This window comes from Flammeovirga aprica JL-4, assembly GCF_012844305.1.
Lineage (GTDB): Bacteria > Bacteroidota > Bacteroidia > Cytophagales > Flammeovirgaceae > Flammeovirga > Flammeovirga aprica.
This window is the reverse complement of sequence record NZ_JABANE010000030.1, coordinates 24,291-47,032: the sequence shown is the minus strand read 5'-3', so window position 1 is coordinate 47,032 and position 22,742 is coordinate 24,291. Positions and strand designations below refer to the sequence as shown.

Genomic DNA, 22,742 nt, shown 5'->3' with positions numbered 1-22,742 from the left:
ATCTAAGCGTATTTGAGTCCGTCTTTGGGTTGTGCCATGCTTTTATTGAAAAGATACAATAATGCAGAATAAAGTCCCGCTTTTAATGCATTATTCAGCTTTTTATCTTTATTGAGTAAGAAGAAATAGCGTTTTGGAAATGATAAAATCATAAAAAAGAAAAAGAAACCGATAAAATAAAATAAAGAATAGTTCCTGTACATAAATAAAATCCTATTTCTTGTCATATAGAACTCCTTTAGCGGACTTAGTTTTCCAACTGAAATGGATTCTTTGTGTAAAATTTTTGCTTTACCATTATAATGAATTTCATAACCGGCTTTCCTTATTTTTTTGCTCCAGTCCATTTCTTCATAATAAAGGAAAAAAGCTTCAGGGATTCCACCCACTTCATCGATCACTTTTCGTCGGAGCATCATAGCTGCACCATGACCAAAATACGTCTTTCGAACACTATCATATTGCCCTTGATCTTGTTCTCTCTCTCCTATCACACTATTCCGTCCTGTAAAAGGATTGATCTTTGTAAAACCAGAATACTGTATGGTATTAGGCGTGTAATAATAATGAATCTTAGGACAAACCATTCCCACTTTTTCATCCTCCAAAGATTCTAGCAATGGTTGAAAAGAATTTTCAGTTACGATGGTATCATTATTAATAAAAAAGAGAAAATCACCTTTGGACACTTCAATACCAAGGTTATTTCCTCCTGCAAAACCTAAATTTTCTTCTGATGTGACCACTTTTATTCTGGGATCCATCTGTTCAAGAAGTTTGGAAATGTCTTTCTGTGATCCATTATCTACAATAATCCATTCTGAATCTTTAGGTGCAAATTGAATTAAGGATTTTATAAGTTCAAGCGTGACATCTAATTGTCTAAAATTGACAGTAATGATGGAGAGCATAATATTACGATTTCGGGATTTTCTCCCAGGTTTTAGTTTCGAAATTATATTTTTTTACTAATCGGATAGGATTTCCGATGGCCACATGATAGTCTGGAATATCTTTATTGACTACACTTCCCGCACCAATCACACAGTGCTTCCCAATATGTACACCTTGTGTAATTGTCACATTGGCTCCAATCCAAGAGTTTTCATCTATTGTGATTTTTTTGGTATTGACTCCTTGGTCTACAATTGGTTGATCGGGATCTTCAAAAACATGATTCAAGGCAGAGGCAACTATATTTTGAGCAAATAATACATTATCTTTTATTTCCACAGGACCAATGATTGTGTTACCAATCCCTACAATCACATTGTTGCCTATCACCAGATCACCAACAGCATTATTGAGAGTAACAAAATCCTCGATAATACTTTTTTCCCCAATAGAAATTTTATTGAAAGGGAATAAATCCAAACGAGCTGATGATCGTATTACTGCCTTTTTCCCTCTCTTAATATAAAATGGAAACAAAAGCAGTCTCACCCAATATCTCGGGCGATAATAAAGAACAATGGACTGATGTATAAATTGTTTCAGCCAATCATTGTTCTTTACATATAATTTTAAACTACTGAGCATTTCTATTGATTTTATCGAGGTAAATATTATGGAACTGACTCGCTCTATTTTCCCATTTATTTGTTTTAGCGATTTCTTTTCTTCTTTGTACTTTTTTCTTAGAATCCTCTAATGCCACCTTCAACTCCTTTTCGAATGATAGGTCATCATCATATATATGAACCACCTCATCAAAATCCTCTAAATTGGTAAAAGGAGTTGTTAAAACAGGCTTCCCAACACTTAAGTATTCATTGATTTTTAGAGGATAAATACATTGTGTCAGATCATTACAGAGAAATGGAATAATGCAGACATCAGAATAATAAATATAGTCAGGAACATCGTCCATTTTTTGAGGGCCTAAATGATGAACATTCTTATAATCCAATAAATTTCCACCTCTGAATTCTCTCTCATTAATTGGGCCGATCAGAATTAGTTGCAATTCTGGATCATTTTTCACAATCTTCTCCAACAATTTATAGTTGATTCTCAAACCAATATTCCCTACATATGTTACTCTTTTTCCTTTCGGGATATTCTTCATTAAATGAGGCTCGAAATAATGCTCTCTCTGAAAAAAGTCATAATCCGCCCCGTTATAAACGGTCTCAATATGGTTTGCAAACGGTTCTAATTTATGTCTTAATTCGTCTGAGGTAGTTATTACTAAATCTGCATTTGCCGCTGCTTTTTTCTCTGCTGTTTTACCATGCTTTGCGATATACTTTTCCCCTTCTATTAAGTCCACGCAATGATAAATGGACATGATATATTTTTTCTTCGAATGAATAGAAAAATATACTGGATTAAAAGAATTGATATACACAAAATTATCTTTCACATGAAAGCGATCCAACACGGTATCAATTGCTTTCCAAATCGTTTTACAGTTTTTTGTTTTCAACTGATTATAGATCATTCCAGGAGGAAGAAAATTGATTGGGAAAACAGGACTTGGACATATATTTATAAAGTTTGGATAATCATCAAAAGGTTGAAAATGATAGATGTTTTTTTTCCAAAGTTCTTTTCTAATACTGAGCTGTTCTTGATAAGCCTCATTTGTAAGATCCTTAAAAGTGTAAGGATGATCTACATAAAATACCAATCTATCTCTAGACCACTTTTTCGCTAAAGAGATAGATGTAGCACCAAACTGTTCATCGACTCTCGTTAGTGCTTGTAATACAATGGGTCTAAAAATATGCATAGTTTATTATGATTGAAATTGTTTTTGATATTTGAAGTTAGAGGCAAAATATTTCGGGAATAAAACGATCAGGTCCATCCACCAATAGAAAATAAGTTGCAACCCGCCCCAGAATAGTTTTGGTCTGAAAAAGTATTTGAAAGTACTTTTAAGATTCATCAACTGATGATAGAAAAAGACTTCCCAATAAATAGTCACCCAAGGTGATGTGTTTCTATATTTATGATAGAGATTTGCATTTTTATAATATAATAGAAACTCACTCTCTAAAATTTTCATTCTGGATTTCATTTTAGAAAAAGACTCCTGACGTGGCGGATGACAGACTTTCATTTCTTCAGTAAATACAATCTCACCTACCTCTCTCATTCTCCATGCAAAATCAGCATCTTCATTATGAGCATAAGGGAAAGTTTCATCAAACCCATTGAGGTAATCAAATGTCTCTTTTCTAAAAGCAACATTACAAGTAGGCACTGCCGGGTTTCCATCTAGATTTTCAATCTGATGTGTCAGTGGAGTTACTTCTTTCTTGTAAGTGTAAGTCAAACCTTCTAATCCTACAACATTAGGATTATCACTCAAATTAAGATGAATGACTTGCAACCAATTTTTATCTGGAATACAATCATCATCTGTAAAAGCTAAAATTTCACCTTGAGCCAATTTTGCACCCGTATTTCGAGCTTTAGCTGGCCCTGCTTTCTCCACTTCAACTATTTTCCAGTTCTCTTTTTGAGCATAGCGTTTATCCAATTCCTTTTTCGTATCATCCTTGCAAGTATCACAAACAATAATCACTTCGTAATCTGGAAAATCAAGGGTATCTAAAGCCTCTGCTAAAGTGAGCATAGAAGACATCCTGTTATGAGTCGGAACTATAATACTTATTTTCATCGCATTAGGTTTTCGTAAATATTTGCAAGGTCCTTGGTCGCCTTACTCCATGTATATTTTTGGGCTGTCTCTATCCCTTTTTGTTCGTATTCTTTTTTCAAGTTTTCATCGCTCATTAGGCGAATAATATTTTCAGCCAATTCTTCGGGTGCAGATGAAGAAAGTAATGCACCATTTTCTAAAACTTCTCCTAAAGAGCCTTCATTGGATGAAACTGTGGCTGTGCCACAAGCCATTGCTTCTAATGGCGGGAAGCCAAACCCTTCAAACTTGGATGGGTATAAAAAAGCATCGGCTGTCTGAAGAAATTCCTGTAGATTTTTATCTGCTACATACCCTACAAAAGAAACATTTTTAAGATTGTACTTTTCTACTAAATCGGGAAGGTTGGTATAAGCTGGATTTCCGCTACCTATCTCCATTTTAAAATCCAATCCCTTTTCCTCAAGTATTCTAGCTACTTCAATCAAAGCTGAGGCATTTTTATGCACTACTCCCAATCCACCTAAATAACGTATGGTGAATTTATCATTTTCTGATTTGAAGTTTTTGTCCCAATAAAATGTATCATGATCAATGCCATTATATACCACTTCCACTTTACTTGGATCAACATTAGTCATCTTTACCAAATCTTGCTTAGAAGTCTCAGAAACGGTCACAATCAGATCAGAATGCTTTAAAGACGTATTTAACTGATATAGATAATACTGATGCACAAGAGGATTCTCATTTTTAAAATGAAGCGGAATCACATCATGAATAGTGACTATATTTTTACCCGCCTTTTTTTTATTGGACCAATAGTACCCTGTAAAAGCATCAATGTTATCTGCATGATAAATTGAATATTTTCTATGCTGGTTATTTAACTCTTTATACATATAGTAGGGTGCTATGTAGTTTCGTAGATTTTTTAACGAGCGATGATGGTAGTGATTGGTAAATGGAAATTCAGCTCCCTTTTTTCGGGAGAGTAAAATCTCTAAACCATGTCTATACATTCCTTGAGCTAATCTTTCTGAATACTGACCAATACCAAACTTTCCTTCTAAGCATGAAAGAAATTGTATATTCATTTTTTATTGGTTTAAATTTTTATTTATTAAAGTACTAAATAATATTAGCTTCACTTTAAAAATATTGAGATAGTACAATACAATGTTATATAGCGTATATTAAATTATTCTTTCAGAGTGAAATAGTCCTAAAAATTAAAAATATCAGAAAGGTCAAATACTTATGATTTAACTTCTATTCTTCTTTTTGTATCATAGCAGGAATTGTTTTCAGCATAAGTCCGATATCATAAAATATATTATACTTTCGGGCATATTTTGTGTCTAGTTCGATTCTCTCGTCGATGGACATAAAAGCTCTTTTTGATTTTTCTACCTGCCACAAACCTGTGATTCCAGCAGGGGCTGCGAACCTCAAGATTGACTTATCCTTAGTCATTTGCTCCGCCTCATAGATAGGCAATGGACGATTGCCCACAATGGACATATGACCAAACAAAACATTAAATAACTGTGGCAATTCATCAAGACTCGTTTTACGGATCAGGGCACCTACTTTTGTTACTCTCGGATCGTTTTTCAACTTAAAAAAGGATGACTTATTTTTCTCTTTGATATAATCTTTATAGGTGACTTGAAAACCTTTGTCACTATAAAGCATATGAGGATCTATCTCTTCCTTCTTCTCTTTTTCATCTCCTTCTTCCTCATTATTGTAAGCGTTCTCTTTTTGTAAAGAACTGACCATACTATCAGCGTCTACTCTCATTGACCTGAATTTATAAAATGGAAAAATGGCATAATACCGCCCCACTCTTTTGGCCGAATAAATTACAGCACCTTTAGATTCAAGCCTTATCGCTGCCGCAATTAATAACAGAATGGGTGACAATATGATGATCAAAGTAGCAGAAACAACTATATCAAAGATCCTTTTAGTAAAATCATTTAATAGCACATATAGGTTTCTTCGTCGTTTCAAAAGTTTTTGTTTAGGAAACTCAACCATTTCATAATCATCCAGCACCTCAAACTGATAAATTACATTTTCAAGAATAATATCGAGGTTTTCAGGAACAAAAGGTTTAGTGATATATTCACTCACCCCTGATTTCAAAAGCTCCATTTTGCAGTTGACATCTATTTCAGAAGTCAACACCACAATTGGAAGATGTTTGTAGGCATCATCTTGTTTTAGTTCCCCTAAAAAATCGATCATACTTTCATCATGAATATGTAAGTCTGATAGTAATAAAGAAATGGATACTTTTGATAAGATTTCTTGAGCTTGCTCGATGCTTCGTGCTTCGATGATTTCGTATTTATGTTTCAGAACATGCTCTACAAATTCAAACATAAATCGGTCGTCTTCTAGATATAGTACTTTTCTCATTGTCAATAATTAATGTTTACTGTAGAACATTGATTTTAAAAGAATGATTCAATTCAAATTTTTATTAAGAAATTACGTTTCTATATTCATGAATGATCTTAAAATAGTTCTATTAGTTTTCGGTTATATTCTTATTTCTGTAACATTATTCTTCATCAAATAACCTCTTCAAATATTTCTGTCTTTTTGCAAATTTTCGTTTCTCTCTTTCTTCAAACTCCTCTTTTCTTTGATCATTTAATTCTACCCATCTTCTAAATTCATCTGCTAAAGCTAGTTTAATCAAACGGCAAAATATAGCGGAAAAGAACCATAAACCCACACTGAAAGGTAGAATTCCGTTGATATCCTGAGCTTGCTCAACTACCATAAATGCACCGTAGAAGGCAAAAAATGTGAGTATAAGCAACTTGTAATCCTTGTCCTGTAAGCTCCAGACTTTGACTTTGAAAAAAGCTGGCAATAACAAAGCGGCATAGAAAGAAAGATAAACGACCAGCCCAACATACCCCGTTTCAACCATCACCCTCACATGACCTGAATCTGGTGCAAAACCTGAAAGCATAGTTCCTGGAGAGAACTTCATACCCCATATTCCTGTACTGCCAAGCCCACCGCCAATTGGATGCTTCGCCAGCCAAGGCTTAATTCTTTCTTGATTCCTTTTTCTTTCCTTATAAGATTCGTCTTCGCTTGCATTGAAAGTAGATTGGATTCTTTGAATATGATAATTGTTAGAAGGCGTTACAATTATGAAAGTCATGATGGCTACCAAAACAGCTCCTACTATATAAATTTTGGTATTTCCCCAGAGCCCGATAATGATAATGAAGCCAATAGGCACAATGGCAAATCCAGAACGAGTTCCCGACCAAACGAGCCCAAGAAAAATAATAACAAGAGCAATTACCATAAATATTTTTTGAGATAATTTCTTGTAAACAGGTACTAAAATCGCATAAAAATTGAACATCAGCCCCATCAATACGCCAAAGTGAGCAGGTGATCCTGTTGTTCCAAAAGAACGCCAACGGCCATTAATATAAACTAAGTGTTTGGCATCATTGGCCAGTACCCACATCATTTCAAAATTAAGATATCCAAACAAAAACTGATAACACCCCCAAGCGGCACAGATCGTTGTGATAACTAAAAAGAAATGTAATACTTTTAAGATTTGTTCTTTTGTTTTGAATTGATAATAGGTCAAAATAAAGATCAGAGGATAAAATACATAGGGGCGCATAGTATAAAACCACGCGGCTCTTGATGCTGCCCAAGGATTGCCTACTTGTAAAAAGTTATAACCCATCCAAGCATAGACAAAATAAACAGGGAAAAACTTAAAAGTGGATTTATAATCTTTTTTCTCGTAGCACTTAAAAACATGTCCAAAAAAAGTGAAGAGAATGGAACTGTCAAATGAAATACCAATAGGTATAGAAGTTGGTATTTTTAAAGGGACTCCAATGAAGATAGAAAGTGTAAGAAAGAAATAAATTGCAAACTCCAGCTTTACAAAAAGAGAAAAGAAGACAGGCATTGCTACACAAACAAATGCCAAAGCGATAGCGGTTGCCCAATTGGTTTTCATGACTAAAACACCAACTGTCAATGCAAATGATACAAGGCAGAACAAACCAAAATTGGTATTGTACCGCTCTCCTATCATTTTCTTTATCACTTTTTTTGCTACTCTCATAATCATCGGACCTATTTTTCTTCTCTCTCAGTATGTATGAAATTTCCTTTGGTTTGAGCCCCGATCTTCATGATGCTTTTAATATTGCTAATGATTAATGAAGGGAACATTTTCAATACATGAAATGCTGCTCTCCATAGTCTTTGGTTCGTTAAAAAAAGTATTACCCCAAAAACAATAAAAAGAAGGGACAAAAGATTGAAAACAGAGGTTTTAAATAAGGCTAATTCAAGGATCAGCAATGCAGGAACTATTAATAAATGAATACTTCTTGGTGGACGGGATAATGCAAAAATGTAATCCAGTATTTCTAAACGAAAAGTTGTAATTCCTTTGATGAACAGCTGACTGAAGTAAGTTCCCAAAGTTTGATACTGTTCTGCAAACCATCTTGTTCTTTGAGCGCCAAGTACATTGATATCGTCCGTTTTTTCTTCATAAAGCAATGTGGTATTAGAGAAACAAGCTTTGATGTCAGAAAAATTCAATAACCAATTGATCAATAGATTCTTATCCATTCCTGGGTTATTCACATCCAATTTATTAACCCCTTTTATAAAAAGTTTCTTCTCAACTAAGAAACCACTCCCACTTAATTCCGGCAACCAACCCATTTTCACTCTATACTGTCTCATCATCATATCATTCAATGCTTCTGAAATTTGATCATAAGATGTCACCCCATTTTTCTGTGATAAAGGAAGTCTTTTACCTTGAATCAAATCATAATTATTCCCTCTTAAAGCACTCATTTTGTAGAAGAAATCTGGAGCAATAATATTGTCTTTATCTAATAATATAATGTGAGTAGGATCAAATATTTTGAGTTGATTATCAGAAGTAATTTGATGGCAAATGAACTTCAATGCATGCACATAAGAATTTCCATCTCTATTATGAAAGCTTTTATGATTGCATAAAAAGTCCATTTTCTGATAACATTGATCAATAAACTTGGCATTCGTATTTTGAAAAAGAACATACGTTTTCATCTCAATAAAATTAGGAGGCTGATGATCACGAATGCTTTTCAGGACTTCAAAAAAAGTAGAATTCGGGGCATAAGCAGGCAAAACTACCAACCACCTGTCTTTTTGTGGATGTGTTGAAGTTTCAGGTTCTTTATAAAATGAACCAATAAACAGGGTCATCATCCAATAAAAACTATAGCATAAGAAGTAAAAACTTACAAACTGTAAAACGTAATGGGCTAGGTCAAGGTAATTAATATTCATCATCTTCAGTAATTATAGTACCTAATATATTGAGATGTGATTCGTACATCTCATGCTGATTTTTAGCATCATCTTCATTAAATGGATAATGTAACTCATACATATAGTATAAATCTGAGGACAAGTCCATCCATTCTTTCCATTCCAATGAACTGTTAATTGGAGGAGGTAAAATGAAAATGTATTTATATTGCTCTTTTAATCTTTTCAGCATTTTGAACCACTTGCTTGGCAAGGCGTAATCATATGGAGAAGCCGCATATTTGGAAAGATCAATCATACCTGATTCTGTAGCTGTTTCTACATCTGCATAACTGTTTCCTATAATAGGTGCATCTTCAAAATCTGCGTCAGGCATATCCCAGTTCGCATAAAGGATTAAAGTCTCTACATCTAATACACGCAAAAAATCATACAGCTTCTTTACCGTATGATATTGCATCTTATTACTCCTCACATAGTTAAATAATATAATGCCTGACTCTTTGGTGTCAATTTCCAGCACTTGTTTTCGGATTGATTTAATAACATCTCGTTCATGTGCATCTAGAACTTGATTTTTTTTCTTACACCTCTTTTCATAAAATTTATTCAGCTTAGGTATTTTATCGATTATCTTATTGACTTTAAACCTTCGGCCAGAAACTAGAGCGACGGTACTAATGATTGTTTCGTGCTCAAACTGAAACTGTTTATGAAGATTACTATCCAAAGCCAAAGTGGCTACAATCACTACAATTATCAGTAACAAACCACCCATAAAAGTACCAACCACTAAGAGCATTCTTTTTGAGCTCTTAGGTTTAAGCGGGAAATTTGCTTCTTCAATCACAAATAGATCCTTACCTGCATCTTTCTCTAATACCAAAGCGACATTCAATTTGTCTAATAATTTGAGATAATGTTTTTCCTTGGTATTGATTTTATGTTTTAAGTTGTCAACATGAGAAATAATTCCCACTAATCTTTTCCCTTCACTTTTGACGGCCCAAAGTTGAGACTCCACTACAGGAATCATAGCTTCTTCTTTTTCATATTCTATTTCTAATACTACTAAATCAGAAACAATACTTTGTTTGGTAGCAGAAGGATCATAAGTAGTGTTTATAATAGATTCATTCAAAGAATTTTGCAATCGGCTTTCTAAGTGGGAAATCTCATTTTCAAGATTATCTTGATAGTCAAAAGGAAGCTGATCCGCCTTGAATTGATCAAACTCTCTACTCAACTTTAGCTGTTGTAAAGAATCCTTCAAATGTACTATCTGCTCATGTAAACTTTGATTCTGATTAGCATACCCATAATCCGTTTTCGCTTCAAGTTGATGCTTTATATAATCAATCGCTCTTCTGCGTGCAGCATGATTTTTGTTCAGCATGCCCAACATTTTCTGCAATTCTAAAATCCTTTCGTTGACTGCATCAGAAGAAGCCTCCACATTGAAAATATTGAATCTTGATTGGTAATTTCTCAGGGAGTCCAATAGATAATCTAATTCTTCTTTTGCCTTGTTTGTGGTTTCTTCAATGATAATTCTCTTACCAGTCAACTGATGGCTGATTTCATTTTTATATTCCTGCGTCCATTCCTCTGCCATAATTTTCACATAGTAATAAGCTACCTTAGCTTGCTTATCTTCAGCAGAAATTGTCATGTATTTACTAGAACCAATTCTTGAAATCTTAATTTTAGATTCTACAGCATCAGGAGTTATACCATTTTTTTCAAGCAACTGTAAAATCACTACGTCAATAGGACGCTGCATATCTAAAAGCTTGTTCTTTGCTACTAAGAAATCAATGCGCTCTAAAATTTCTTTTGATCCATATAAATTTTGATCAATTGGAAAATCAAAGTATTGTTTCTCCCCTACACCATCTTTCAAAATACGGAGTTGGATTCTTTGCGTAACATGCTTTAAACGTGCCACTTCAATCACATCACTAAATAGAAACCCATATTCAAAAAGCTTGATAGATTTACTATTCAAAGTCAAGTTTTCATCACTTGTTAGCTCAAATTGAAGTTTTGATTTAGATTCGTAGCTCTTAAAATCTGCCGTTTTTGTATAGACAAACACTGCCGCTATTGCCGGAGGAATAGTCCACAAATACCATCTTTTTAAGACTTCAAATAATATGTAATATATTGTTTGCACTAAATATCTAACCGGTTAATCTGTTGTAAGTATTTGTAATTCTTTATAAGCCATTTCCGAAGCTACTTCAGCTTCAATTTTGGCAATTCGCGTTTTCTCCAACAGTTCTTCGACGGCTAGATAATCATCAATTTTTGCTTCTCCTCTGAGAAATTTTTCTTTTACAAGATTTAATATTTCAAGTTGATTTGATTCTTGACTCGTTAATAATTTAAGTTTTTCTACAGCAAGTAAATAAGTAGAATATACCCCTACTAATTCTCTTTCCATCGCTTTTTGCTGACTTAGATATTGATACTCCTTTTTTCTTAATTCGTGTTTTGCAATCCGAATCCTGTTATTCAAAGAAGCAAACGAATAAAGGTCTAAGGAAAGTGTAATTCCTATATCAGAAAATGCTGAAATTTGTGTGATAGCTCCATCTGAAGAATATCTAAAACTACTTACGCCAATGGTAAAAGACGCCAACCAGCTTTTTTGAGTGGAATAAAGTGCTTGTTGAGCAGCAAATATATCTTCTTGCTGAATTTTCAAAGAATAGGCAACATCATACCGTAATTCCTTGAGTGAATCGAGTAGTTTATAGTTTATATTAGTTTCAAACTGAGCATAAGTTTGAATAGAATATAGCATAAAAATGAATAATGATATGGTGATTTTTTTGACATTCATTAATCAAGCATCAAGAGTTTAGATTAAATATTAGTATCTCACTACTATTGGTCTCGTAGGTTCTAGTATACTTTCATTTAAGTAATACATAAAGTTATAAGTACTAAGTATAATTTAGTAAACTTTTGAAGGAATAAGTATTCTATGCTTTATTTCAGTTTTATTGGAATATAGATTGTTAGAAAAGTACTATTTATTAACAAATGAAAAAAAACTCACAACTATTCTCAAGCATTAAATCGCTTTTTAAGCTTGAGAAAAGGCTTCTCAAAATAGAAAAAGGAAAGATGAGAAATGATAATAGTCAAAATAATACAAGATAAATTAATGAGCAGAATTAATGAAATATCACTTAAACCAAGTTTATCTTCTAATTTCATTACAATAAATAAAATGAAGTTAATGGCTATCATATGATACATGTATACACCATAAGAAATAGTTCCTAAGTAATTCAGTACTTTATTGTTGATTACAAACATTTTCTCATTCGAAATATTTAAAATGAAAATACCAAAAAATGGGAAGGAGAAAAGGTGGATCCATACATCTTGGCTAAATACAAAAGCATCCGTAAAAAAGTAACCAAAAAACATAAAGTAATATACCAATCTTAATATGTCGTTCTTAATGATTAGAAAATCAGTTTTACCTTCATAATGTAAGACAGATAAAAGTCCACCAAAAGACATATAAAAATAGATAAAATGATATTTTCTTAGGAAGTCAAAACCAGGCAGAAAAAATAAGATAAAACTGACGATGGTAAATACAATCAATCCGATAATAAACGGTCTAGGTTTAGAAATCTTGGCAAGTGGTGCCACCATCAAATAAAATTGTTCTTCAATTCCAATAGACCATAACACAAGTAAAATCGCTCCTGGTGCATACAAAACTTTAAACACATTGGGCAAAAAACCAATACACCACGCCAACCCTTCTACTATTGAATATTCAATCGGGTAATCAATATTAAATGCTGGAAGAATTAAACTATAATAAGCAAACCCAAAAAGTAATACCACATAATATACAGGGTAAATTCTTAGAATTCGTCTGATGTAAAATTTCCTGATGGCAACATCTCCATTTTTCAATTCTTTATACAATTGACCAATGATTAGAAATCCACTCAAAGTAAAAAATACCCAAACCGCTTCTTCTCCTTTGTGAAAAATAGGCCAGTCCGAGAACGAAACAATATTGACAGTTTTAGATATTTCGGGTATATGAAAAATAACCACACACAAGGCTAAAAAGCCTCTTAACGGCTGTAAATTAGGCAATATCTTTTGTTTACTCATTCTGTTTTTAGGTTTTAGAAATATAGTAAGATATAGACAAATAAAATTACTTTACTGATAACACTGAAAATACAGTCTTATTATACAATAGTTTCTATAAATAAATATAGAATGACTGTCTTTCTTATAGTTAGCCCAATACCTTACTCAGCTTTTTCATCACCCGCTTACTTCTTGATTTTAATGCCGGCCCATAGTATGGCAAATTATCCTCTAGGATTAAATACAACTCATTGGCCAGTTCAGGATAGTGAAGTACATATTTTGACAATATTTCTATAGCGTGCACTTTTACAGCTATATCTGTTTCCATATCTTGAGTAAGTTCAAAAAGGTAATCTACCCACTCTCCTTCTTTTTCTGTAGACAAAGGTTGAGGTACAACTGATCTCAAAACAGAACGCTTTATTCCCTGAGTCTTAATTGCTGGCAACCAGAGTATAACGTCATCAATATGTTTCTCAAACCAAGTTATTTCCAAATCGCAAAGCACAGATAAAGCCCATGCTAACTGATTTCCATGTTGATCGTCATGTTTTTTCACTTCATTATATAGCCAATCCTGCTTCTTTTCTTTTATAATTTTAGCCACATATTGATCTCTATCTTCTTTTGAACTGAAAAGTCTTTTCATGCTGATGTAGGTTATTATTCATGAATTTACATTCATTGATATGTTAATTTACTTTAATATTAAAATTTAATAAGTTAATTTTCCATTAATACATACTTTGCTACGCTTGCTTAAGAAAACATCATATTTATATTTGAAAATAAGATATGTGAATTACGACTCATTTATTTAATGCTTTATTATTAAAGCCACATATCTGTAAATAAATTGATTTGTTGTTGTTTTTGCAAGCTTGATTTTTAGATATTTAAATTGACTATTAATATCATTAAATTAAATCTAGCAAACAATACTATTAATAATAGACTTAACTAGCAATCACCTTGAGAAGATTTGAAGAAATACCAGGTTTCCCCGACTATATGCTAAATATGGACGGTCTCGTTTTACTTAAACGAGATTATGAGGAAGGTAATTTTAATTTTTTAAAAGCTTATAAATGTAATGTGACACAAAAACTTAAGGTTACCTTAAAAAAGGATAAAGACGGTAAAAAAATTAAAAGTACTGCTTATTTGCATACGCTTGTAGGAAGAACATTTCTGCCAGTTTTCAGCCCTAAAGGGAAGAAAGTTTGGCACGTGAACAGAGACATTTATGATAATAGAGTAGAAAACTTAAAGTGGGTTCCTCTAAAGGGAAAACAGGAATTTAACTATGCTCCAGAGAAATATGTAAAGAACAACCGCCTTTATTTACCAATACCAAAATTGCCGTTTTTGAGTATTAATTCTAAAGGTGACGTTCTGTCTTTTAAAAGCGGTAATCCTAAGCCGATCAAGCAAAGACTGAATGGTAAAATTTCATTTTTCGACACTGAGGATTATGAAGGAAAAAGACATACAGTATATCCTCACGTTATTATAAAAGAACTGTTTGGCAAGAAGAAACCAGAAAAAGAAACAGAGTCCCTTTAACGGTTATTCACGATTCTAAAAAAAGTACTTTTTGTACTTTCAATGAAGAGCATGTTATTCAATCTGAACGAAATAGAATAACATGCTCTTCTTGTTTTTATAGATTCAAAAAAGACGTAAATTGTATGCTTATGAAAGAAATTAGTATTACTATAATTTTTTTACTGCATTATTTAATTTGCGTCAGTCAACCTATCATACCTTCGGTTACATCATATGACCGTTTGAATTATAATGCAGGCAGGCAAAACTGGGATATTGCTAAAGATCAGAATGGTATTATTTACATAGCGAATAACCGTGGTCTTTTAGTTAATATCAATGATTCTTGGGAATTAATAACCACACAAAATAATGATGTGATCATTTCGCTTGCAGTGCAAGACGATCTGATTTGGTGTGGTGGTAATATTGAATTTGGGTATTTTTACAGAGATGATAATACCACTTATAAATATAAACAATGCGGAACTGTAAATGGCGGTCAAATCTGGGACATTGAAGTCATAGATCAAAATGTCTATTTTAGAACTGAAGAGCAAGTAATCATTTTTAATAAAAACAGTGAAGACTTAAAACGAGTGAGAACTCCTGAGGGTTTTTCGAGTTTAAAAAAATGGAATAATGCTATATGGGTCACTGATAACAAAAATCATATTGGACACATCACAAACAACAAGTTTGTGGCAGTAGACACATTAATAGAACATGAGAAAGTAAGAAATCTATTCACTCATACCAACGAACTTTATATTCTTCATATTAATGGAGCTATTTACTCTTTCAATGGCGGTATTGTACAGAAAGTAATCGATCTGCCAAAAGAAATCTATCAAGAAGGAATTTTCTGTATAAAATCCTATAATAGTGAAAGTCTGATGATTGGTACTATATCAGCAGGACTTTTTATTTATTCTCTTGAAAAACAGAAAATCACACAACACATTTCTTCCAAAGAAGGGCTAAAAGATGATACTATTTTAGCTGTTTTCAATGATGAAAATGGAGATATTTGGTGTGGTTTAGATTATGGTATTTCCAAGGTTGAGTTACAGAGAGAAATTAAAACAATCTTCAATAGAGGTGCTACTTATAAAATTCTTAACCTTGATGACTCTTCTATTTTACTGGCAACTAACAAGGGTTTGTATTTTTCACAAAACAATGATCCTTTCCAAATTATCCCCAACTCACAAGGTCAGGTATGGAACATAAAAAAAATTAAAGGTACTATCTATATTTGTCATGATAAAGGACTCTTTAAATTCGAAAAGAATCAAATCATACCGCTTTATACTTCGGTTGGTGTTATGGATATTGCGTCCTTAAACGAGCATTACTTTATCTCAACCTATTCTGGATTTCACCTTTCCAAAATCCAAAATAATCATTTTCAAATTGAAGAAAATCTAAAACACAGAGGAAGTCCTAAAGTCTATATTGATAAAATAAATCAATGTATATGGGCTAAAACTGCTCCTGGTGTTTTGCATCAGTACCAATACAATGCAAATAACAAACTATCTATTGTACAATTCCCTTCCGTACAAAAGATATTTCCTCAGGCAAACGGAGAAATCCTATTTTTAGTAAACGGAAAGGTTTCCACATTTACAAATGGTACTTTCGAAACTATTAAAATGCCCTCCTCCTTTTCACAGTTAGTTGACCCAAATATTACGGCACTTCAAATCATAGACAAAGGACTTACTTTTGCTTATATTAGTGATGAAAAACTACATATGAGAGTCAATATTGTCAATGGAAATTTTTATGATTACAGCAACCTTTTCAAATCGCTTCAATATCAATTCTTAAAGGATCATGAATTTATATCATTTTATAAAGGCGAACTTCAGATTGCTACTGAAAGAGGAGTAAAAACTTTTGACCCTAATTCAAAATACAGATCTATAGACCTTCCACAGCCCGTTATTTCAAAAGTTATAGCATCTGATAAAAATAACATCAGTCGAAAACTGCTTTATCCTTACCGTTCAAAAAAAATTGAATTGACTAAAAAGGAAAATAACATCAAGTTTATTTTTGGTGTCGCAAAAGATAAAAATGACATTGTTGAATACAGGACAAAATTAATTCCTTTTGATGAACACTGGTCCGATTGGGGTATTGCCAATGAACGAGAGTATACCACCTTAAGTGGTGGAGAATACGATTTTGTTGTGGAGACAAAAATCAACAATAGTTCAACGAGCATCACCTCGATTTCAGTTTCCATACAGAAAAAATGGTATCAGACCTATTGGGTTATATTGCCTTTGATTTTTGTATTATTCCTTCTTTATGTAATTGTCTACAATGCCTGGAAAATCATGAATCGGAAAGCTGAAATAAAACAGAAGAAACAGCAAAAGGTAGACCTGGACAAGAAAACACTTGAGATAAAAAATGAACAGCTTATAAAATATGCTGAAGAACTTTCCAGAAAAAATGACTTTCTGAAACAGCTCAGTGAAGGCCTTTCTATCATCAAACATAAAAATGCAAAATTATGGATCGATAGAATTGATGATGAAATGAATAATGATAAGAAAAACTTTATTTTTTATAAACTTTTCTCCGAACTACACCATGATTTTATTGTCTCTCTCAATGAAAAATATCCTCAGCTGACTTCACATGACCACCGATTAATTGCACTTATTCGATTTAATTTAAATAATAATGAAATTGCAAATATCATGAACATCACCAATCGAAGTGTAATCATGAACCGCTATCGATTAAGGAAAAAAATGGGGCTTGATAAAGAGGTGGATCTTGATAAATTTATCAACGACTTAAAATAACATTATTTTTTATTGATTTATACATGTGTTTGGTGGCAAAATACCCATTAGTTGGTATTTCATTAGAGTATTATTTGGCTTAACTTTCAGAGTCTATATTGTATTCATACAACTTAACTAAAATGTACAAGTTCCTTATAATTGACGACCACGAATTGTTTAGTAACGGATTGAAACAAATTATTGAAAAATATATTCCATCAGAAATTGTCACTATCCATGACCCACTGCTCTCTCTTTCTGTTAATTTCAATGATTTCGATATGGCGTTTGTTGATATGGACATGCCACATATGAAAGGATTGGAATTGATCAAAACTGTGATTGATAGAGGTGAAAAAACTAGATACCTTATCATTTCCATGCACAATAAACCTTCTTTGATTAGAAAGGCGAAAAAGCTTGGAGTGCTAGGTTATATGCTCAAAGATGATAATGTGGAAGATATTATCAAGGCTACTGAAGCTGTGCTGAATGATCAAGTATATATGAGCCCGAAAATTGACCAAGACAATTTCAACACTGATAATAGCTTCACGCCTATTTCACCTAGAGAAGAACAAGTGCTTAGATATATCGCTATGGGAAAAACAATGAAAGAAATTGGAGATTTATTAAATATAAGTCCAGATACAGCAATCACTCATGGCAAAAAAATTAAACAAAAATTAAAAATTGATTCAAAGGCAGGATTAATCAAATATGCCGTTGAAAACCTCCTAACATAAAAATGCGTATTATTTTCACCAATATATTGCTACTACTTTTTGCGGTTAATACCTACTCTCAAACAGACACAAATTTAATTGTTTCTCAGTGTACACTTTCAGAATTTGACATCCAAAATATCCCTGGTGACTCAGAATGTATTTCAGAAAATTATGATTTTTTAGACGCTCAGTTTTACAAAATATCGATCCACAGTACTATTGCCGAAAACTATGTATTGCGGTTTAACTATATTCTTTTTGAAGATTTTAAGTTATGGAAAGTCGATAGAAAAGGTACTACTTTATTAGTAGATATTGAGAATAACTCAAACCCTACCGAATATGATCGTAGTTTGGGTATTCCTGTATCATTCCGACTTAATGGAAGAGAGAAAGTAGATTTTTATTATCGAATTGATAATAAAGGCTTTCCTGTTGATAAGCTCTTTTGGGTGATGACAGAAAAAGAGTTTAAAAAAGAGATTGATTATGAAGAGAGTATTAAACTCACTACCCGTACCATTGTCATCAGCTTGTTATTTATAGGTGTGATTCTAGGGTTGATCATTAAAGAAAAGCTTTTCTTATTCTATACATTAAGTTCGGTCAGTGCTTTCTTATTTTTTGAAACAGAAAGTGGTGTTATTACCAATTTATTGAGTCATGAATACTTCGGCTTCACAAAATACTTACTAATTTTTGGGTCTTATTCTTACTCAGTTTTCACATTCTATTTTTATATCTATCTGATTTTCAATAACACTAAAAAAATACCAAAGTGGGCTTTTAAAATCGTTAATCTAGCTACTGTTATTGGAATTATTGGGCTATTGATGTATCCTTTCGCATCCTATTACCCCAATATTGTCAATTTCTTTCTTGCACAATTCGCCACAGTTTTTACACTAATAATATTCTGTCTTTACCTAGTGGTAATCATTACTGGTATTAGAGAAAAAGAAAAATTGGCTATACCTACTTTGGCTATCTTCTTATTCACTACCTTATTTATAGTGATTTTCTCTGTGATGCCAAACATGGGGGTTTATGAAAAACTCAATATCACAAGAACACTTTATTTTATCATCTTCACTATTGACATCATTTATTATCTTTTGCTCATTTTAAAGAAAACTTCTTCTATCATTCAAGAACGTAATGAGTTACAAATTCAAAATCAATTAATCCAACAGAAATACTCTTTAGCAGTGATAAAAGGACAAGAAGATGAAAGAAATAGAATTGGCAGAGAACTTCATGATCATGTGGGCGGGAATCTAGCATTGATCAACAAATCCAAAGACCTTGATACTGATAATGTAAAAGAGATCTTAAAACATACCATAAAAAGTGTGAGAAGTCTCAGTCACGGGTTGGTTTCACCAGAATATGATAAGGAAGATTTTGAAGATATTTTACTCGACCTTTGCGCGAAATACAAAAGTGCTTATCTAAATATTCATGTCAATTACGGCATTGAAATACCTATAAAATCACAAATGGTTAAGAATCATAGTTACAGAATTATTCAAGAACTTTTCAGCAACGCCATCAAACACAGTAAAGCTACAGATATTTTTATTGATTTTATGCTTGACGAAAAATCACAGATGATGTCTATCTTCTATGAAGACAATGGTATCGGTTTTAATACTTATGACGCTAATGAAGGGATTGGTCTTAAAAATATTAGATTCAGGGTTAATGCTTTAAATGCCAAAGTAGCAATAACATCAGAAAGTGCCGGTACTTTTATCACTATTACTGACATTTACCTGTATCAATAACACAACTTCTATTCTTGGAATAGCAACAAAAAGTAAAATATTACAAGTGGGATTTCTATAATTGGTATGATGTTTTCTATAGCCCTCATAGGTTATTTAATTTATTGATTAGTTGTTATTTACAGGCTAATACTTATACATCACACGAATTAACACAGATCATTCTACACTTACAATGAAAAATTTCACATTAATTCTATTCTTGTCATTGTTACATTTTAATGTCTTTGCCCAATCAAATCAAAAACAAAAATGGAACAATTCCTCTTGTGGCACACTGAGCTTCTTTGAGGACAGTTTACTGATCCATATTCAGGAAAACACTTTTGCATTGAAAGAGGCTTCTATAGGCGGTGAAGTCAATATTGAAGTAACGCTTTATGCAGACTATTTTGATATGCTAAAGGGCGATATTCAGATGAAAGATCAAAAAGGAATATACGTTTCTGGAGGTATGTACGACATTAAAGTAACTTATGAAGGAGAAAAAACAGTGTTTCAAAAACCTGTGAAAGTTTCCTATATCTCTGATGGTATAAATCATTTTGATGGATTTCGTTTTAATGATCAGCAAAAGAAATGGGACAATTTAAAAGGTCCAGTATTGGATTATGCATCAACAAACTCTTCATCGGATGATTGGGGAGCATTACAACCTCAAAGTAGTGAGCAAGAAGGTTGGGATGATGGAGTTAGTGATTGGGGTTGGAGTGCAGAAAGTGAAATTGCTTCTCAGTGGCTTTATAAAACCATGAATATAAATAGCAACGGGCTTTATAATTACGATTACCTAATTGATAAAGAAGAACTTATCACCTACAAAGTTAAAGTAGAGGAAAAAAATATAAATAAAATTTATGTTTATTACCCTCATCTGAATACCGTCATTTATTATAATGTCAATAGTGACAGTATAGTCGAAGATTTTGCATTGGTAGATACAGATTTATCTAATGTCCGAATTTTCACTTTTGACCTTCTAAAGAATGATAAAACAAAAGTATGGATAGGTGAAATTGATAGCGGAGTACAGTTAAACCTCTCTCCTAATAAGAAATTAAATTATATTTCATTTGAGATCTCAGCTCATTCTCTTTCGAAAGCAGCTTTTGACACACATATGTCTTCATTATAATATGAAATACTTTTGCTTTTTTCTTTTCTTTACTTCTTCCTATTTCTGTTATTCTCAAGAAAAATATAAAGAAGTCCATATAAACACCACTTTTAAAGGTAATGATGCTTTTGAAAGCATGGCATCTGTAATGCTTGAAGCTGTAAAAGTGGGTAAACTTCCTATTTATACTCCATTGAACAAAAAAAGAACTTCTTTTGAGGTTTTATTATATCAATTAAGAGGGTGGACTTCTATCAGTTTAGAACCACAAGAAGTCATGTGCCATAATAAAGATATTGATGAAGTTTCTATCCTTTTCAATAGAGATTATATTTTATATTATGATGTCTCCAATGTGATGAATAAAATGAGCCGTGAACCAGTTTACGTCCAATTTTTCATTCCAGAAAGCTTAGGGTATCACACACTTGATGTGAAGGGACCTGTCTTCCATTTTAAAGATATCAAAGAGGCTAAATTAAAACTAAAAGGTGCTGATTTATATTTGCATGAAATGATTCAGAATTATCAATTTCAGGCTTATGAAGTGACACAAGAAGGAAAAGCTATCCCGTTTCGTTTCAATGAAAAAATAGAGCATTGATGTAAATCATTATGTTCTAATGCTTAGCTGAATATTTCTTTTTTTAAGTCGGCTAACTTTAATAAACGACTCATCCATTTACCTAAAAAATAGATTTACCTGACTGCTTAACAATCGTTTAAATTGTTAATTTTAATCATTTTAACTCATTGAATTACAACTATTTAAAAAGGAGTGATTTTATGATCTTTTTAATTTGTAAAATACTTCTCTACTTTTGATAAATAATCAAAACAGAACAAACACATCAATGCGTTATAGACTATTATTTTTTACTCTTTTTATTTCCTATTCTCTTCAAGCACAAATCTTAAACATCGAAAAATCACGACTCGATCAAGGTGATTCTGTTCAATGGGTAGGAAATATATCTTTAAACTATAAACTCATCAATCAACAAATAAGAACTCAGGGTGGCGGTCTTAAAACCAATATAGCTAGGATAGGTAAAGTCAATGACTTACTTGTAATCAGTGACCTTTCATTCTTGAATTCGGAAGGCTTTGATTTATTACAAAATGGTTTTGTACATACTCGTATGGAGTTTCTTAAAAACAGAAAGCTATCATATGAAGTCTTCACACAATTACAGTTTGATCAGGTAAAAGGTATGAATGAACGTTTTATCTTAGGTGGTAACTTAAGGTTTAGCCCTATCGAAAACGATACAGACCTTTTAGCGATTGGATTGGGTTCATTTTATGAAAATGAAAATTGGGAATGGGAACAGGACGTTGATGGAGAATCACTAGTAACAAAAGCACAACCTTCAATTGCAAGATGGAACTTATATGTGACTTACAGAGCTGATTTTTCAGATCACATATTTTTTAATATCACTTCTTATTTCCAATCGAAATATTCAACAATGGATGAATACCGTATCAGTATTCTGGCGAACCTTAATTTCAAAATATCTAAAAAATTGTACTTCACCAATAACTTCACATTATGGTATGAAAACAAGCCTTATGTGCCAATTGATAAATTGAATTACACCATTAAAAATGGTATCGGGTATAATTTTTAAATAAAAATAAACCTCT

19 protein-coding genes are annotated in these 22,742 nt (G+C 32.5%); 7 read left to right on the top strand and 12 right to left on the bottom strand.

The genetic code is table 11. The features are described from left to right. Positions 1-2: 2 nt before the first annotated feature. From HHU12_RS12735 to HHU12_RS12680, 12 genes are all read right to left on the bottom strand, one after another. Positions 3-911, bottom strand: a complete 909-nt coding sequence (locus tag HHU12_RS12735; RefSeq protein ID WP_169657125.1) for a glycosyltransferase family 2 protein — start codon at positions 909-911, stop codon at positions 3-5. Between the two features lie 4 nt (positions 912-915). After that, positions 916-1,539: an acyltransferase gene (locus HHU12_RS12730; protein WP_169657124.1), complete on the bottom strand. Its 624-nt coding sequence runs from the start codon at positions 1,537-1,539 to the stop codon at positions 916-918. Continuing rightward, complete coding sequence (locus HHU12_RS12725) at positions 1,529-2,734, bottom strand: glycosyltransferase (protein ID WP_169657123.1); 1,206 nt, start codon at positions 2,732-2,734, stop codon at positions 1,529-1,531. The genes HHU12_RS12730 and HHU12_RS12725 overlap by 11 nt, the downstream gene beginning before the upstream one ends. A gap of 6 nt (positions 2,735-2,740) precedes the next feature. Continuing rightward, complete coding sequence (locus HHU12_RS12720; protein ID WP_169657122.1) at positions 2,741-3,631, bottom strand: glycosyltransferase family 2 protein; 891 nt, start codon at positions 3,629-3,631, stop codon at positions 2,741-2,743. Then, positions 3,628-4,710 (bottom strand): glycosyltransferase family 4 protein, encoded by a 1,083-nt coding sequence (locus tag HHU12_RS12715; RefSeq protein WP_169657121.1) that lies wholly within the window; start codon positions 4,708-4,710, stop codon positions 3,628-3,630. The genes HHU12_RS12720 and HHU12_RS12715 overlap by 4 nt, the downstream gene beginning before the upstream one ends. A 175-nt stretch (positions 4,711-4,885) precedes the next feature. Further along, positions 4,886-6,043, bottom strand: coding sequence for a sugar transferase (locus HHU12_RS12710; RefSeq protein ID WP_262889394.1), 1,158 nt, complete (start codon positions 6,041-6,043; stop codon positions 4,886-4,888). Between the two features lie 145 nt (positions 6,044-6,188). Continuing rightward, a complete protein-coding gene (locus HHU12_RS12705; RefSeq protein ID WP_169657120.1) occupies positions 6,189-7,745 on the bottom strand; it encodes an O-antigen ligase family protein in 1,557 nt (518 codons plus the stop codon). An 11-nt stretch (positions 7,746-7,756) separates the two neighbouring features. Further along, positions 7,757-8,983, bottom strand: coding sequence for a glycosyltransferase (locus HHU12_RS12700; RefSeq protein WP_169657119.1), 1,227 nt, complete (start codon positions 8,981-8,983; stop codon positions 7,757-7,759). After that, the gene (locus HHU12_RS12695; RefSeq protein WP_205959877.1) at positions 8,970-11,138 is read right to left on the bottom strand and encodes a GumC domain-containing protein; all 2,169 of its coding nucleotides are present in this window, start codon (positions 11,136-11,138) and stop codon (positions 8,970-8,972) included. Before HHU12_RS12695 ends, HHU12_RS12700 begins: the two co-directional genes overlap by 14 nt. A gap of 15 nt (positions 11,139-11,153) precedes the next feature. Beyond that, complete coding sequence (locus tag HHU12_RS12690; RefSeq protein WP_169657117.1) at positions 11,154-11,810, bottom strand: TolC family protein; 657 nt, start codon at positions 11,808-11,810, stop codon at positions 11,154-11,156. Positions 11,811-12,037: 227 nt separating this feature from the next. Next, positions 12,038-13,117 (bottom strand): acyltransferase family protein, encoded by a 1,080-nt coding sequence (locus HHU12_RS12685; protein WP_169657116.1) that lies wholly within the window; start codon positions 13,115-13,117, stop codon positions 12,038-12,040. 130 nt (positions 13,118-13,247) lie between these two features. Further along, a complete protein-coding gene (locus HHU12_RS12680) occupies positions 13,248-13,751 on the bottom strand; it encodes a hypothetical protein (RefSeq protein WP_169657115.1) in 504 nt (167 codons plus the stop codon). A gap of 323 nt (positions 13,752-14,074) precedes the next feature. On the opposite strand from HHU12_RS12680, the gene HHU12_RS12675 reads away from it, so the two are divergent. From HHU12_RS12675 to HHU12_RS12645, 7 genes are all read left to right on the top strand, one after another. Further along, positions 14,075-14,668, top strand: a complete 594-nt coding sequence (locus tag HHU12_RS12675) for a hypothetical protein (protein ID WP_169657114.1) — start codon at positions 14,075-14,077, stop codon at positions 14,666-14,668. A 131-nt stretch (positions 14,669-14,799) separates the two neighbouring features. Then, positions 14,800-17,478 carry a triple tyrosine motif-containing protein gene (locus HHU12_RS12670; RefSeq protein WP_169657113.1) on the top strand — a complete coding sequence of 893 codons (2,679 nt, stop codon included), beginning with the start codon at positions 14,800-14,802 and terminating at the stop codon, positions 17,476-17,478. Positions 17,479-17,600: 122 nt separating this feature from the next. Next, entirely contained in the window at positions 17,601-18,206 is a 606-nt protein-coding gene (locus HHU12_RS12665) for a response regulator (protein ID WP_169657112.1), read from the top strand. Positions 18,207-18,208: 2 nt separating this feature from the next. After that, entirely contained in the window at positions 18,209-19,975 is a 1,767-nt protein-coding gene (locus tag HHU12_RS12660) for a sensor histidine kinase (RefSeq protein WP_169657111.1), read from the top strand. A 175-nt stretch (positions 19,976-20,150) separates the two neighbouring features. Beyond that, the gene (locus tag HHU12_RS12655; protein ID WP_169657110.1) at positions 20,151-21,110 is read left to right on the top strand and encodes a hypothetical protein; all 960 of its coding nucleotides are present in this window, start codon (positions 20,151-20,153) and stop codon (positions 21,108-21,110) included. A gap of 1 nt (position 21,111) precedes the next feature. Further along, positions 21,112-21,696, top strand: coding sequence for a hypothetical protein (locus HHU12_RS12650; protein WP_169657109.1), 585 nt, complete (start codon positions 21,112-21,114; stop codon positions 21,694-21,696). Positions 21,697-21,946: 250 nt separating this feature from the next. After that, positions 21,947-22,726 carry a DUF481 domain-containing protein gene (locus HHU12_RS12645; RefSeq protein ID WP_169657108.1) on the top strand — a complete coding sequence of 260 codons (780 nt, stop codon included), beginning with the start codon at positions 21,947-21,949 and terminating at the stop codon, positions 22,724-22,726. The last annotated feature ends 16 nt before the right edge of the window (positions 22,727-22,742 follow it).